Consider the following 14,557-nt stretch of genomic DNA (forward strand, 5'->3'; position numbering starts at 1 on the left):
CGCCGAGACGGTGGTGAACAAGCACGGGTGGCCGGGCGCGCGTCAGGTGAGGCGGGCGTCGATCAGGTCGAGCGCGGCGGGCACGCTGTCGGCGACCATCAGCAGGTCCAGCGCGGCCGGCTTGAGGAAGCGCTGCTCGCCGAGCCCGCGGATCCAGTCGAGCAGCGGCCGGTAGAAGCCGTCCACGTCGACGATCACCATCGGCTTGGCGTGCAGGGCCAGGGTGGCTGTGGTCCACACCTCGAACAGCTCGTCCAACGTGCCCAGGCCGCCGGGCAGCGCCACGAACGCGTCGGACTTCTCGTCCATCAGCGTCTTGCGGTCGGCCAGGCTGTCGGTCACCAGCAGCTCGTCGGAGTCCAGGTCGGCGACCTCCAGGTCGACCAGGGACTGCGGGATGACGCCGATGGTGCGGCCGCCGGCCGCCCGCGCGCCCTCCACCACGGCGCCCATCATGCCGACGCAGCCGCCGCCGCTGACCAGCGTGTGACCGCGCCGGGCGAGTTCCTCGCCGGTCTCGGTGGCCAGCGCGAGCCAGCGGTCGTCGAGAGTACGGGAGGACGCGCAGAAGACACAGACGTTCGCCACGTTCAGCTCCGTCCGGCCGGGCCCTCGGGGGCGGCCTCGGCGGCGGCGCGCTGGTCGGCGGCGACCCGGGCGACCGCCTCCTCGCGTACCGCCTCCTGCTCGGCGGAGAGCACCGCCTCGGCCTCCACGATGTGCCGGACCGCTTCGTTGACGTCGTCGGTGAGCCGGATCAGGTCGAGGTCGGCCGGGCCGATCTTGCCCTCGGCGGCCATCGTCGTACGCAGCCAGTCGAGCAGTCCGCGCCAGTAGTCGGTGCCCATCAGCACCACCGGGAACCGGGTCACCTTGCCGGTCTGCACCAGGGTGAGCGCCTCGAACAGCTCGTCCAGGGTGCCGAAGCCGCCGGGCAGCACCACGAACGCCTGGGCGTACTTGACGAACATGGTCTTGCGGGCGAAGAAGTAGCGGAAGTCGATGGCCAGGTCGACCCAGTCGTTGAGGCCCTGCTCGAACGGCAGCTCGATGCCGAGCCCGACGGAGAGGCCGCCGGCTTCGCCGGCGCCACGATTGGCGGCCTCCATCACGCCGGGGCCGCCCCCGGTGATCACCGCGTAGCCGGCCCGGGCCAGTGCCGCGCCCACTTCCTCGGCCATCCGGCACTCCGGGCTGTCCGGCTTGCTGCGGGCGGAGCCGAAGACGCTCACCGCCGGGGGCAGGTCGGCGAGGGTGTCGAAGCCCTCGACGAACTCGGACAGGATCCGCAGGGCCCGCCAGGCGTCCTTGGTCTTCCAGTCGCTGCGTCCCCGGGAGTCGAGCAGTCGCTGATCAGCGGTACTCGTCGGAATCGCCCGGTTGCGCAGCGTCACCGCACCGCGGTGCCGTTCCGCCCGACGCGTCTCCCCCCGCTGCCCCTGCCCAGCCGACTTCCCGCTGCTCTCGCCCATGTGGTCACCGTAATGGAGCGGATCCGGCGGGACGCGCTGGCCCGGGAGCCGAAGAAAATCTGGGATACGGGCAACTAAATCGCTGGCTCGTACGTCTTACTATTCACATACCCGGTATACCCCGGGCGACGCGCCTTCGGGGGAGGAGCCAGCGTTGATCAGTAACAGCGAGATGATCCGGATTCGCCGTCAGATGCAGCGGCGGATCCGCGACGTGGTGGCCGAGCGCCGCCGCGCCCGGATGATGGAGACCCACCGCACCGACCTCACCGGCGAGACCGGCGAGGCGGACGCGCCCCTGACGACCAGCGTCTGACGATCCGGGGCCCGCCAGGCGGGTGCGGGCCCCGGATCGCGGCGCGTCAGGCCGGGGCCAGCCAGCGGTGCAGGGTGGCCGCGCCGTCCCGGATCTTGGTCAGTTCGACGTGCTCGTCCTTGTGGTGCGCCAGGTTCGGGTCGCCGGGCCCGAAGTTCAGCGCCGGGATGTCCATGGCCGCGAACCGCGCCACGTCCGTCCAGCCCAGCTTGCCGATCGGGGCGGCGCCCACCGCCGCCAGGAACTCCTGCGCCGCCGGGTTGTCCAGCCCGGGTGGCGCGCCGGCCGCCGCGTCGGTGACCGCCAGGTCGAAGCCGGCGAAGACCTCGCGCAGGTGCGCCTCGGCGCCCGCCGGGTCGCGGTCCGGGGCGTACCGGTAGTTGATCTCGATCTCGCACCGGTCGGGGATGACGTTGCCGGCCACCCCGCCGGTGATCCGTACCGCGTTGAGGCCCTCGCGGTAGTCGCAGCCCTCGATCGTCACCCGGCGCGCCTCGTACGTGGTCAGCCGCCGCAGCACCTCGCTCGCGCCGTGGATGGCGTTCACCCCGTGCCAGGAACGCGCCGCGTGGGCCCGCTCCCCGTGCGTGGTGATCACCGCCCGCATGGTGCCCTGGCAGCCCGCCTCGACGATGCCGTACGTCGGCTCCAGCAGCACCGCGAAGTCGGCCTCCAGCCACTCCGGGTGGGTCTGCGCGACCAGGGTGAGGCCGTTGTACTTCGACTCGATCTCCTCGGCCTCGTAGAAGAAGTACGTGACGTCGTAGCGCGGGTCGGGCAGCGTGACCGCCAGGTGCAGCGCGAACGCCACGCCGGACTTCATGTCGGAGGTGCCGCAGCCGTACATCAGGTCGCCGCGCATGGTCGAGGGGAAGTTGCCGTTGAGCGGGACGGTGTCCAGGTGGCCGGCGAGCACCACGCGCTGAGCCCGGCCCAGGTCGGTACGGGCCATGACGGTGTTCTGGTGCCGGTACGTGGTCAGGTGCGGCACACGGCGCAGCACCTCCTCGACGCAGTCGGCGATCGCCTTCTCGTTGAGGGAGACCGACTCGATGTCGACCAGGGCGCGGGTCAGCGCCACCGGATCGGCCAGGACCTCGGGGGTCAACGGGTTCTGCATGTCTCGCACGGTACCGTCAACCTCGGCGGGCCAGGGAACACGTTCGGCGAGGCCCGCGGCCGCGAGCAGCGGCGGACGCCGTTGCCGGAGGAGAAGGGTGACATCGTGACGTCCGCACCATCTGCCTGGGGCATCGGCCTGGCCACCGTCACCGCCGAGGACCAGGTGCTCGACACCTGGTACCCGACCGGCAAGCTGGGCCTGGGCGAGCTGCCGCTGGTGCCCGGCGAGGACCAGGCCGACGTGCTCGACCTGCCGCCGGGCGCGATCGGCGCGCGTGCGCTGCCCGGTCTGCGCACGGTCGAGGTGACCACGGTGATCGGTTCGCTGGACGACCCGATCAAGGACGCGGCCGACGCGTACCTGCGGTTGCACCTGCTCTCCCACCGCCTGGTGCGACCGAACGAGCTGAACCTCGACGGCATCTTCGGCAAGCTGGCGAACGTGGCCTGGACGTCGGCCGGGCCGTGCCCGCCGGAGCGGGTGGACGAGCTGCGTGTCATCGAGCGGGCGGCGGGCCGCCACCTGGCCGTGTACGGGGTCGACAAGTTCCCCCGGATGACCGACTACGTGGTGCCGTCCGGGGTGCGGATCGCCGACGCGGACCGGGTCCGGCTGGGCGCGTACCTGTCCTCCGGCACCACCGTGATGCACGAGGGCTTCGTCAACTTCAACGCGGGCACGCTGGGCACCTCGATGGTCGAGGGCCGCATCGTGCAGGGCGTGGTGGTCGGCGACGGCTCCGACGTCGGCGGCGGCGCCTCGATCATGGGCACGCTCTCCGGCGGCGGCACGGAGAGGGTGCGCATCGGTGAGCGCAGCCTGATCGGCGCGAACGCCGGTGTCGGCATCACGCTCGGCGACGACTGCGTGGTGGAGGCCGGCTGCTACATCACCGCCGCCTCGAAGATCACCCTTCCGGACGGCCGGACGGTCAAGGCCCGCGAGCTGTCCGGCGTCGACGGGCTGCTGTTCTGGCGCAACTCGGTGACCGGCGCGCTGGAGGCGAAGCCCCGCACCGGGCAGGGCATCAAACTGAACGCCGCGCTGCACGCCAACGACTGAGCCGTACCCCCGTGCGGGTCCGCGCCCACCGCGCGGACCCGGACGGCCGGCTCACCGCAGGCGGTACGCCTGGATGATCCGCTGGGTCACGGTGTTGCCGGCGTCGTCACGGGCGGTGGCCCGCAGCGACGCGTATCCCGGGCCGGCCGGGTGCCGGACGGTGGCCGTCCACGCCCCGCCCTGCTTCTTCACCGTCGCCTTGCGCCAGGTCTTCCCGCCGTCGTAGGAGACGTCGACGGTGAGCGCGACGACCCGGCCGGACGGCGCGCCGGGCTGGCGCTGCACCGCCACCGGCACGGTGAACGTCCGGCCCGCCGGTGCCGAGCTGTCCACCGCCAGCGGCGGGGTGAACCGGACCGCCATGGCCGGCAGCCGGGCCGGCACGTCACCCGGAACCCGCTTGGAGCGGAACGTCCAGCTCGCCGAGACCTCGGTGCTCAGGTCGGTGAAGCCCCGCTTCGCGGCGGTCTCCAGCCGGTAGTTCGCCGCGCCCGGCGGCACTGTGAACTCGCCGTACCCCGGGTAGGGCGACTCGCCGACCAGCTTGCCGTTGCGGAACAGCCGCGTGTGCTCGGTGTCGTTCAGCGAACCGCCCGGATGCCCGGCCGCGTCGCTGTGCACCGGCAGCGCGACCACGATGCTGTCGCCGATGCGGGTGATGCTCTCCTCCGGCCAGCGCGGCTGCGGGAACGACGGGCCGAAGGGGCCCTTGTTCCATTCCTCGGTGTAGGTGCGCCCGGCCCGGTAGCGGGTGGACACGGACTGCAGCACCGCCCGCGCCTCCAGCCAGCCGTCCTCGTCCCGCTCACCGAAGTCCAGCTCGGCGCTCCAGCGGGTCTTGGCGGTGGAGAGGTGCTCGATCCGCTTGCCGGGCACCTGGACCGGCAGGACGATCGCCGAGCCGCCGATGTCGTAGTCGGACTCCGGGAACACGACCCGTTCGTTGTCCATCCCGGTGTAGCCGGCGGCGAACCGGCTCGTGACGGTGGCGAAGTCGGCGGGCCGGTAGTGCCTGACGAAACCGGTCGGGAACCGGCCCGGGAACTGCTCGTTCAGGCCGTAGAAGTACGGGCTGCGCTCGGGCGCCTTCGCCTCGGTCCACTGGCTGGCGACCGCGCCGACGAAGAGGTCGGCGGAGACGTTGCGGCCGACCTGGCCCGAGTAGAGACCGTCGAACTTGTCGGCCCAGAGCCCGAAGCTGGCTTGGAAGTCGTCGAGCTTCCAGGCCGCGGTGAGGTCGATCAGCAGCGGTGCCGCGCCGCGCTGCGGCACCGTGGTACGGACCGGCTTCGCCGCCCGCGCGTCCAGCACGAGCCGCTGGTTGCCGGTCACCACCAGCTCCGGCTGGGCGAGGAAGGAGACCTCCGACCAGCCCTCGTCGCCGGCTGCGAAGATCAGGCTCTGCACGCCGTACCGGCCCTTTGGCACCCGCAGCCGGGCCTCGCCGTCGGCGTCGTACACGTCGCGGTAGCTGGCGTCGTCGAGCCCGAGCAGGCTGGTGAAGTAGTCACCGGTCAGAGCGCCGGAGCGGTTGCGGTGCGTCACCGTCAGGTCGTAGCTCTCCACCTCGCGGTCGACCGCGAGCGGGGTCACCGCCACCGCGTCGCCGGCGCGGGCGACCAGGCGGCCGGTCCAGTAGCCGTCGGCGCCGCCGAGCCGGGTGTCCACGACCACCGTCACCTGGGCGCTGCCGCCCGCCGGGACGGTGAGCCGGGGGGCGCTGAGGGTGAGCATGCCGGCCGGTGCGGACCGTCCGCCCGGCCCGGTGAACTCGGTGCTCAGGTCCAGCGTGACCGGGGCGGTCCCGCCGTTGCGGTAGGTGACGGTCCGGCTGATCGGCTGGTCGTCGGTGTGCGGCCAGGTCGCCACGCCGAACGAGACGGACGGCGGGTCGCTGGTCACCTGCTGGGTGATCGCGCGGGCGAGGTCGACCCGGCCCGCGCCCTGCTGGTACGCGGTCTGCTCCGGGTGCGGCTTCGCCGAGGCCATCAACGTCGCCTTGTAGCTGGCGGGCGTCCAGCCGGGGTGCTGCTGGGCGAGGAGCGCGACCGCGCCGGCCACGTGCGGCGTGGCCATCGACGTGCCGGACAGTGCGGCGTACTTGTCGCCCACCGGGTCGCCGATCTCGCCGTGTGCGGCCCGGGCGGCCACGATCTCCACGCCGGGCGCGGTGATGTCCGGCTTGATCGCTCCGTCGCCGACCCGGGGGCCACGGCTGGAGAAGTCGGCGAGCGCGTCGTCGCGGTCCACGGCGCCGACCGCCAGCGCGGCGTCGGCGCTGGCCGGCGACCCGACCGAGCCGTCGGCGCCGTCGTTGCCGGCGGCGATCACGAAAAGCGTCCCGTGCTGCTCGGTGAGCGTCCCCACCGCCTCCTCCAGCGGGTCCACCTCCGGCGTGTCGCCGCCGCCGAGACTCATGTTGACCACAGTGGCGTGCTGTTCGGCGGCGGCCCACTGCATGCCGGCCAGGATGGCCGACTCGGTGCAGCCGTAGACCTCGCAGACCTTCCCGGACAGCAGCGTGGCGTCCGGCGCGACGCCCCGGTACTTCCCGCCGGAGGCGGCCCCGCTGCCGGCGATGGTCGAGGCCACGTGGGTGCCGTGCCCGACGATGTCGTCCGGGTTGGTCTCCTCGGTGAAGTTGCGCGACTCGGCGACCTTGCCCGCCAGGTCCGGGTGGGTGAGGTCGACGCCGGTGTCGAGCACCGCGACCCGGACGCCCTTGCCGGTGTATCCGGCGGCCCAGGCGGTCGGCGCGCCGATCTGCGGCACGCTGTGGTCGAGCGTCACCCGCCGCCGGCCGTCGAGCCAGATCCGCTCGACACCCCCCGCCGCGTCGAGCCGGGCACCGGAACTGTCGGCGCTGACCGCGTTCCAGAGCGCGCCGGTGTCGCTCTTGGACGCGACGACCGCCGCGCCGGTGATCGCCGGCAGGTCGCGGGTCACCCGGGCGCCGGCGAGCGGAGCCGCCGCGCGCCGGGCCACCCCCGGCCGGTACGTCACGAGCAGCGGTACGGTGTCGCGCCGCGCGTCGTCGTAGCCGGCCTCGATCAGCCCGGTGACGTCGAACAGCCGCCGGTCGAGTTTGCCGGCGCGGACCAGCGGGAGCGCGTCCTGCGGCAGCACGGTGAGGCGGTCGCGCTCGCGGCGGACCAGAAACTCGATGCCGGTACGCCCGGCGCCGGGGCGTACCGCGGCGTGGCCGCCGGTGACGGTGACCCGGTCCCCGGTGATCAGGGTGACGGTGGCCGCACGGCTGCCGGCCTGTTCGGACGGGCCGGTGGGCGCGGACGGGCCGGTGGGCGCGGCAGCCCGCGCGGGCACCGGCAGACCGAGCGCCAGCGCCAGGGCCATGCCCAGCGCGCCCAGTTTTCTGCGATTCCGGAGCAACCTTCCTCCTTCGTCGAACGTTTCATCGATGAGGGACACATCGATGCGGGTATCAGCATTGCATACCGCGTATGCATCGGGAAGTCGCCGATCCGACGGAACCGCCACCACGCTCCCGAACCGGCCGGGACGATCGAGCGATGACCTCCATGAAGGACCGGATGCTGGCCGGCGAGCAGTACATCGCCGACGATCCCGCGATCATCGCGGACCTGGAGCGCGCGGCCCGGCTCAGCGAACGCTTCAACCGCAGCTCCGCCGACGATCCGGCGGGCCGCCTCGCCGCGCTGCGCGAACTGCTCGGCTCACTCGGCGAGGACGCCTGGGTCCGGCCGCCACTGCACTGCGACTACGGACACCAGACGCACATCGGCCCGCGCACGTTCGTCAACTTCAACGCGGTCCTCCTCGACGTCGCCCGCATCACCATCGGCGCGGACGTCCAGATCGGACCGAACGTGCAGCTGCTCACCGCCACCCACCCGGTCGAACCGGAGGCGCGCCGGGCCAAGTGGGAATCCGCACAGCCGATCACCATCGGTGACAACGTCTGGCTCGGCGGCGGAGTGATCGTCCTAGCCGGGGTGACCATCGGCGAGAACACGGTGGTCGGCGCCGGCGCTGTCGTGACCCGCGACCTGCCGGCCAATGTGGTGGCGGTGGGTAACCCCGCTCGTCCGATCAGAAGCCTGACTCAGCCATCCTGAGCTGCGGGAACAACCGCTCCAGCGGATGCGGACTCCAGCCCCGGCGTGCACTCTGAGTAGTAGGGCGTTCACCGGGAGGCACTATGGAGCGGGTCCTCGAACTACGGGTGCACGGGGTGTCGAACACCCCGCCGGATCAGCTGCTCGGCCTGAAAGCAGGCGCGAACGGTGACGGTGGGCAACCAGCACTCGTCGCCGGCGGTCAGGTGACCGGCTTCTACCGGTCCACCACAGCCGGCCGGGACGACCCGATCACCGTCGAGGCGTACAGCTGGGGGCAGTTGACCTCCGGCGCGCGGACCCGGCGGGACGTGGAACGGGCGCTGTGGACGCTGCTGCTCCCTTTCGCCCTGGCGAACGTCGCGCTGCACGCCCGCGCGGGCATCCCGCCCGACCCGGACCAGGAGCGCTGGGCCAGCCGGTCCGGCATCACCGCCTGGCTCATCCGCCTGTTCTGCCTGAGCCTGACCTGCACGCTCGTCATGACCGTGACCGGCGTCGGCGTGGACCTGATCGGCTGGCAGTGCGTGGAGGCGGACTGCCTCGGCCGGCTCCCCGGGCCGTGGCAGTTCCTCGGCGACTCCTGGTGGCGGCAGGGCACCCGGGCGCTCGCGCTCGGACTGCTGCTGCCGCTGCTCGTGCTGGCCGCGATCGGACTCGTCGCCTTCCGCACCTACCAGTACGAGGCGCAGATGCCCGCCGACCCGCACCACCATGCGCCCGTCCGGGAAGACGGTGAGCCGGTCGAACCACCGGAGCCGCGCGAGCCGCCGCAGAACCCGCTCCAGGATCCGACGTTCTGGAACGGGGAAGGGCAACTGCGCCGCGCCGCCGTGCTGCACCTGTGCACGGGCGCGGTCACCGCCGCCGCCGTACCCGTCACCGCGGTTCTCATCATGGATCCGCCGCGCGGCCTGCGGGCCACTGTCGCCTGGCCGACCGTCGCGCTGCTCGCCGCCGTGGTGGCGATCGCCGTGATCGCGGTGGCCCGGCCCTGGTTGAGCCGGCGCCAGGGCGCCACCCCGCTCGGCCGGTGGAGCATCGCCGTCGCGGCGCTCACCGCGCTCGGTCTGGTCGGCACGTTCGTCCTGCTGCTGCTGCCCGAGGGCCCGGCCGGCCAGCCGCTGTCGGCGTACCGGCCGCCGCTCGGGTGCGCGGCGCAGCCGGAGATCGCCGGCTGCCATGCCGACCGGTCACTGCCCGGGTACGACACCGCCATCGCCTGGCTCGTCGCCTACCAGGTGCTGCTGCTGGTGGCCATCGCCGCGGCGAACCGCTCCGGCCGGCGGGCACTGGCCGGTCCGGCCGCCGGGGCGCTGCTGCTGCCGCTGGGCGCGACCTGGATCGAACGCGGGCTGCCCGGCCTGCCCGACGCGCCGGACGCGCTGCGCACCTGGATGCTCGTCGGCCCGGCCGGTGTGCTGGCCGGCATCGGACTGCTCCTGCCCCGCCTGCGCCCGGCGGTGCCGACCCAGCCGCTCGGCGCGTACACCGATCTGGCCTGGCGGGGCTGCGCCCCGGCGGTCATCGCCGGTTTCGGCTGGATGATGGCGGCGGCCTACTGCGCCGGACTGCTCTACTGGGTCAGCGACCGGCTGGACGCGTCGGCCGAGCCGAGCGGCCCGAGCCGGGTGATACCTCCGCTCGCCGTCTTCTGGGCCGGGCTGGCCTGCGCGGTCGGCCTGCTCGCGCTGATCGGGCTGCTGGTCCGGGTCGCGGTCCTGCTGCACCGCCTGCGCCGGGTGGAGTACGCCCGGCTCACCGCCGCCCCCGGCCTGTCCGCGCACGACCGGCGACGCTGCCGCGACGTCAGCACGTACCGGGCGCTGCACCGGCTGGTCGGCGAGCACGCGGTCCGGCTGATGGGCTGCTACGCCGCGTTCTGCGCGGTCCTGGTCACGCTCTGCTGCGCCGCCGCGCTCTCCGGCGAACGGCCGAGCCCGCTGTCCCCCTCCGGCTGGCAGACCGCCATCCACTGGACCGCCGAACGGGGAGACGCCATCCTCGGCTGGCTGCCGGTGGTGATGGCGGCGCTCGGGCTGCTGGTCTACCGCACCGACTCGGTACGCCGCTCGGTCGGCGTGATCTGGGACGTGTGCACGTTCTGGCCCCGGGCCGCGCACCCGCTCGCCCCGCCCAGCTACGCCGAGCGCGCCGTACCGGAACTCCAGACCCGGGTCGCGGGCCTGCTGGCGCTACCGCCGCACCACAGCGACCGGATGGACGGCGTCATCCTCTCCGGGCACAGCCAGGGCACCGTCATCTGCGCCGCAGTGCTTCTGCAACTGCCCCGCCGGTGGCGGCTGCGTACCTGGTTCTTCTCCTACGGCTGCCAGCTCACCCGGCTCTACGGGCGGGTCTTCCCGTCCTACTTCGGCCCGGAGCGGCTGCGTACGCTGGCCGGCGCGCTCACCTGGCCCGGCGGCCACGTGGCCTGGACGAACTTCTGGCGGGACACGGATCCGCTCGGCTGGCAGGTCAGCGCCGGGCAGCGGGACGTGCCGGTGGCGGACCCGGAGGCGCTGCACCCGACCGGCGGCGAGGTGGCCGACCCGCCCATCCGCAGCCACAGCGGCTACCCGGAGGCGGCGGAGTTCACCCGCGAGCGCGCCGTGGTGGCCCGGTTGCTGCGCCGCACCGTGCCGTCGCCCCGGCAACGAACCGGCTGACCGTGCGCCGGTGCGGCGGCGGGTCGGCGGCAGCGCCCGGCGTCACGCCGGCGGCGGGTCGGCCAGGCGGACCACCAGGTCGGCGTGCACGGCCGTGCCCGCGACCAGCCGGGCGTTCTCCTCGTCGCTGCCCAGCGCCCAGGCCCGGGCCTGCTCCGGCGACTTCCCGTACGCCTCGTGCCGCGCGGTGAGCCGGCGCACCCGCACCTCCGCTTCCAGATCGAGGAACCAGGCCTCGTGCAGGAGCGTCCGCACCTCCTCCCACGGGTCGTCCCGCAGCAGCAGGTAGTTGCCCTCGGTGACCACCAGGCGCACCTCGGGCGGGACCTCGATCGCCCCGGCGACCGGCTCCTCCAGGTCACGGCGGAACTCCGGCACCCACACCGACGTCGGCTCCAGCCGGCGCAACCGGCGCAGCATCGAGGCGAACCCGTTGACGTCGAACGTGTCCGGCGCGCCCTTGCGCCCCGACCGGCCGAGCCGCTCCAACGCCGTCCCGGCCAGGTGGAAGCCGTCCATCGGGACCAGCCGGGCGACCGGGCCGAGCGCGGCCACGATCCCTTCCGCCAGGGTGGACTTGCCCGCACCGGGTGCCCCGGCGATGCCGAGCAGCTGACGCGGGCCGGCCTCGGCCAGCGCGCGCGCCCGGGCGACCAGGTCGTCGAGCCCGAGCACCTCCGCCGCCGGCATCAGCCCAGCACCGGCTCGCTGATGGTGAACCGCGCCTCGACCGCCGCCTGCACCGGCTGCGGCGCCGGGTCCAGCTCCAACTCCAGCTCCGGCTGCTCGCCGGAGCGCGCGTACGCCGCCTTGACCATCATCGGCGGGGACGCGCTCAGCCCGGTGTCGGACAGCTCCCGCAGCGCCGTCACCCGGGCGCCGAGCGCCTCGGCGTACTCCCGGGCCCGGACCAGCGCGTCCGCGATCGCCGCCTGCCGCGCCTCCCGGTAGGCCGGGCTGTCCGGCCGCAGCGACCACACCGGGCCGGCCACCTCGACCTGCTCCTGGTCGGCCAGGCGGAGCATCAGCTCGCCCAGCGCGGTGAAGTCGCTCGTCGTGACAGTGGTGCTCACGCTGCCCTGGTATGCCACGACGCGGTCGCCGGAACGCCTCGTCACCGGCCAGACGTGCACCTGGCCGGTCTCCCGGCGCTCCACCGCCGGCTCGGCCGCGTCGAGCAGCGCCCGCACCGCTGCGGCCCGTTCGGCCAGCCGGGTCAGCGTGGTCTCGCGATCCCGGTCCCGGGCCGTCGCCGTCACCGTGAACCGCGCCAGCTCGGGCGCCACCTCCCGGTACGCCTCACCGCGTACCGCCACGACCGGTGCGTCCGCCATGCCGCTCAGCCTAACGGCGGCGTGGCCGGCAGGTGCCCCGTGTAGGTGACCGCGCCGCCCGCCTCGCGTACCCCGGTCAGGTGACCGCCCGCGGCGCCCAACTCCCGCAGGTATGCCAGCTCGCCGACGTGGTCGGCGGCGCACGGGAACTCCCGCCGGTGCGCGGTGAACTCGCGCGCCCGCAGCGTGGACCGGGTCTGCCGCCCCTCGGCGAGGCGCTCGGCCAGCGCGTCGGCGTCGCCGGCGCGCAGCGCCTCGGTCAGCTCGCCCAGGAAGACGCCGAGCGCGTCCAGCTCGGCGAGGACGCGGTCGCGGTTCCCGAGCAGCATGTTCGCGGTCCGTTCGGGCGGCCCGCCGGCGACCCGGGTGCCGTCGGAGAAGCTCCCGGCGGCGAGCGTCAGAACCGCGTCCCGCAGCGCCGACCGGTGCACGGTGCCGGCCAGCGCCCCGGCGAGCACGTGCGGCACGTGCGAGGCGAGCGCCGCCGCTCCGTCGTGCTCCGGGGCGGACATCGGCACCACCCGGGCGTGGAAGACGTCCACGAGCAGCGCGGCCAGCCGCCGGAAGGCGTCCAGCCCGGTCGGCCCCGGGCAGAGCACCCAGGCGGCGCCGTCGAGCAGGCCCGGCTCGGCCGCGTCCGGTCCGGCCCGGTCGGCCCCGGCCATCGGGTGGCCCGGCACGAACCGGTGCCCGAGCCCCTGCACGGTGGCGACGGTGCTCACCTCGGCCTTGACGCTGCCGACGTCGGTGAGCACGCACCTGTCGTCGGTGACGGCGGCGACCCGGGCCAACGTCGCCGGCAACGTCGGCAGGGGGCCGCAGAGGAACACCACGTCCCGGCCGGCCACCGCGTCCTCGACCGTGTCGGCCACCACGACGCCCCGCTCGCGTACCCGCCCGCGGGTCTCCGGGTCCGGGTCCCAGCCGGTCACGTCGAGCCCGGCGTCGCGCAACCGGAGCAGCAGCGAACCGCCGATCAGCCCGGTGCCGACCACCGCCGCCCGTGCCAGCTCGCCCGCCATGTCAGGACCCGGCGAGCCGCCCGGCCACCGCGTCGACACGCTCGTCGGACTCGGTGAGCGCCACCCGGACGTGCCGGGCGCCGGCCGGGCCGTAGAAGATCCCGGCCGCGACCAGGATGCCCCGGCGGGCCAGCCAGTCCACCGTGTCCCAGCAGTCCTCGTCGCGGGTCAGCCAGAGGTAGAGGCCGGCCTCCGAGTGCTCGACCGTGAAGCCGGCCCCGGTGAACGCCGCACGCAGCTTCTCCCGCCGGACGCGGTAGCGCTCCCGCTGGGCGTCGGCGTGCTCCTGGTCGCCGAGCGCGGCCACCATCGCGGCCTGCACCGGGGCGGGCACGATCAGACCCGCGTGCTTGCGGATCTTGAGCAGCTCGGCCACCAGCGCCGGGTCACCGGCGACGAAACCGGCCCGGTACCCGGCCAGGTTCGAGCGCTTGGACAGCGAGTGCACCGCCAGCACGCCGTCGTACGAGCCGCCGCACACCTCGGGCGAGAGCACCGAGACGGGCTCGGCGTCCCAGCCCAGCGGCAGGTAGCACTCGTCGCTGGCGACCACGGCCCCGCGCTCGCGCGCCCACTCGACCACCTTGCGCAGGTGGGCGGCGGGCAGCACCCGGCCGGTCGGGTTGCCCGGCGAGTTGACCCAGACCAGCCGGACCCGGGGATCCGGGCCGAGCGCGGTCAGCGAGTCGGTGCGTACGGTGGTCGCGCCGACCAGCCGCGCCCCGTCCTCGTACGTCGGGTAGGCCACCGACGGCACCACCACCACGTCACCGGGGCCGAGCCCGAGCAGCGTGGGCAGCCACGCCACCAGCTCCTTGGAGCCGATCGTGGGCAGCACGCCCAGCCCGTCGACGCCCGCGCCGCAGGCCCGGGCGACCCACGCCGCGATCGCGTCCCGCAGCGCCGCGGTGCCGGCGGTCAGCGGGTAGCCCGGCGCGTTCGACGCGTCGGCCAGCGCCTGCCGGATCAGCTGTGGCACCGGGTCGACCGGCGTGCCCATCGACAGATTGATGAGACCGTCCGGATGCGCCGCGGCCGTGGCGGCCGCGGCGTCCAGGGTGTCCCAGGTGAAGTCGGGCAGCCGTGCCGAGACCGGCGAGCGCCGGTTCAGTGGCCCTCGCCGCGCGGCGGCTGCGCGGCGACGAAGGTGGCGTCCTTCTCCACCTTGCCGATCTTCGAGGCGCCACCGGGCGAGCCCAGGTCCTCGAAGAACTCGTAGTTGGCCCCGGTGTAGTCCTTCCACTGCTCCGGGACGTCGTCCTCGTAGAAGATCGCTTCTACCGGGCAGACCGGCTCGCAGGCACCACAGTCGACGCACTCGTCGGGGTGGATGTAGAGCATCCGGTTGCCCTCGTAGATGCAGTCGACCGGGCACTCCTCGATGCATGCCTTGTCGAGCACATCCACGCACGGCTCGGCGATGATGTAGGTCACCGGTCTTCTCCTCCGCAGACTCGTCGCG

General features: G+C 73.8%; 13 protein-coding genes. 4 read left to right on the forward strand and 9 right to left on the reverse strand.

What is annotated here, in order from left to right:
• Window positions 1-42: 42 nt before the first annotated feature.
• Window positions 43-588: an LOG family protein gene (locus PVK74_RS16765; protein WP_043328444.1), complete on the reverse strand. Its 546-nt coding sequence runs from the start codon at window positions 586-588 to the stop codon at window positions 43-45.
• Between the two features lie 2 nt (window positions 589-590).
• A complete protein-coding gene (locus PVK74_RS16770) occupies window positions 591-1,472 on the reverse strand; it encodes an LOG family protein (protein ID WP_113974675.1) in 882 nt (293 codons plus the stop codon).
• Between the two features lie 154 nt (window positions 1,473-1,626).
• On the opposite strand from PVK74_RS16770, the gene PVK74_RS16775 reads away from it, so the two are divergent.
• Complete coding sequence (locus PVK74_RS16775) at window positions 1,627-1,788, forward strand: hypothetical protein (RefSeq protein ID WP_166457212.1); 162 nt, start codon at window positions 1,627-1,629, stop codon at window positions 1,786-1,788.
• A 46-nt stretch (window positions 1,789-1,834) separates the two neighbouring features.
• On the opposite strand, the gene dapE is transcribed toward PVK74_RS16775, so the two are convergent.
• Window positions 1,835-2,908 carry a succinyl-diaminopimelate desuccinylase gene (gene dapE / locus PVK74_RS16780; RefSeq protein ID WP_274476755.1) on the reverse strand — a complete coding sequence of 358 codons (1,074 nt, stop codon included), beginning with the start codon at window positions 2,906-2,908 and terminating at the stop codon, window positions 1,835-1,837.
• Between the two features lie 105 nt (window positions 2,909-3,013).
• Between dapE and dapD the strand changes: the two genes are divergently transcribed.
• Window positions 3,014-3,973 (forward strand): 2,3,4,5-tetrahydropyridine-2,6-dicarboxylate N-succinyltransferase, encoded by a 960-nt coding sequence (gene dapD / locus PVK74_RS16785; RefSeq protein ID WP_043330947.1) that lies wholly within the window; start codon window positions 3,014-3,016, stop codon window positions 3,971-3,973.
• A gap of 51 nt (window positions 3,974-4,024) precedes the next feature.
• Here the strand turns inward: dapD and PVK74_RS16790 are convergent, their stop codons facing one another.
• Window positions 4,025-7,363, reverse strand: a complete 3,339-nt coding sequence (locus PVK74_RS16790) for a S8 family serine peptidase (RefSeq protein WP_274476756.1) — start codon at window positions 7,361-7,363, stop codon at window positions 4,025-4,027.
• A gap of 140 nt (window positions 7,364-7,503) precedes the next feature.
• Between PVK74_RS16790 and PVK74_RS16795 the strand changes: the two genes are divergently transcribed.
• Together PVK74_RS16795 and PVK74_RS16800 are read left to right on the forward strand one after the other, a co-directional pair.
• Window positions 7,504-8,070, forward strand: coding sequence for a sugar O-acetyltransferase (locus PVK74_RS16795; protein ID WP_166457214.1), 567 nt, complete (start codon window positions 7,504-7,506; stop codon window positions 8,068-8,070).
• A gap of 83 nt (window positions 8,071-8,153) precedes the next feature.
• Window positions 8,154-10,739, forward strand: coding sequence for a hypothetical protein (locus PVK74_RS16800; protein WP_274476757.1), 2,586 nt, complete (start codon window positions 8,154-8,156; stop codon window positions 10,737-10,739).
• Between the two features lie 42 nt (window positions 10,740-10,781).
• Here PVK74_RS16800 and PVK74_RS16805 read toward each other — a convergent pair whose 3' ends face one another.
• The 5 genes from PVK74_RS16805 to fdxA are packed head-to-tail and all read right to left on the reverse strand — an operon-like array spanning window position 10,782 to window position 14,529.
• Complete coding sequence (locus PVK74_RS16805; RefSeq protein ID WP_274476758.1) at window positions 10,782-11,429, reverse strand: nucleoside/nucleotide kinase family protein; 648 nt, start codon at window positions 11,427-11,429, stop codon at window positions 10,782-10,784.
• Complete coding sequence (locus PVK74_RS16810; RefSeq protein ID WP_030504648.1) at window positions 11,429-12,073, reverse strand: SIMPL domain-containing protein; 645 nt, start codon at window positions 12,071-12,073, stop codon at window positions 11,429-11,431. Before PVK74_RS16810 ends, PVK74_RS16805 begins: the two co-directional genes overlap by 1 nt.
• Before the next feature lie 5 nt (window positions 12,074-12,078).
• Entirely contained in the window at window positions 12,079-13,095 is a 1,017-nt protein-coding gene (locus PVK74_RS16815) for a prephenate dehydrogenase (RefSeq protein ID WP_069087329.1), read from the reverse strand.
• Window position 13,096: 1 nt separating this feature from the next.
• Window positions 13,097-14,206, reverse strand: coding sequence for a succinyldiaminopimelate transaminase (dapC, locus tag PVK74_RS16820; protein WP_043330946.1), 1,110 nt, complete (start codon window positions 14,204-14,206; stop codon window positions 13,097-13,099).
• Window positions 14,203-14,529, reverse strand: coding sequence for a ferredoxin (fdxA, locus tag PVK74_RS16825; protein ID WP_007464872.1), 327 nt, complete (start codon window positions 14,527-14,529; stop codon window positions 14,203-14,205). Before fdxA ends, dapC begins: the two co-directional genes overlap by 4 nt.
• Window positions 14,530-14,557 lie beyond the last annotated feature (28 nt).

Source organism: Micromonospora chalcea (assembly GCF_028768405.1).
GTDB classification, from domain to species: domain Bacteria; phylum Actinomycetota; class Actinomycetes; order Mycobacteriales; family Micromonosporaceae; genus Micromonospora; species Micromonospora chalcea.

Excerpts from the sequence above, each read along its gene's own strand:
- PVK74_RS16770 (WP_113974675.1), bottom strand. The coding sequence starts at position 1,472 with ATGGGCGAGAGCAGCGGGAAGTCGGCTGGGCAGGGGCAGCGGGGGGAG.
- dapE (WP_274476755.1), bottom strand. The coding sequence starts at position 2,908 with ATGCAGAACCCGTTGACCCCCGAGGTCCTGGCCGATCCGGTGGCGCTG.
- PVK74_RS16795 (WP_166457214.1), top strand. The coding sequence starts at position 7,504 with ATGACCTCCATGAAGGACCGGATGCTGGCCGGCGAGCAGTACATCGCC.
- PVK74_RS16800 (WP_274476757.1), top strand. The coding sequence starts at position 8,154 with ATGGAGCGGGTCCTCGAACTACGGGTGCACGGGGTGTCGAACACCCCG.
- PVK74_RS16805 (WP_274476758.1), bottom strand. The coding sequence starts at position 11,429 with ATGCCGGCGGCGGAGGTGCTCGGGCTCGACGACCTGGTCGCCCGGGCG.
- PVK74_RS16810 (WP_030504648.1), bottom strand. The coding sequence starts at position 12,073 with ATGGCGGACGCACCGGTCGTGGCGGTACGCGGTGAGGCGTACCGGGAG.
- PVK74_RS16815 (WP_069087329.1), bottom strand. The coding sequence starts at position 13,095 with ATGGCGGGCGAGCTGGCACGGGCGGCGGTGGTCGGCACCGGGCTGATC.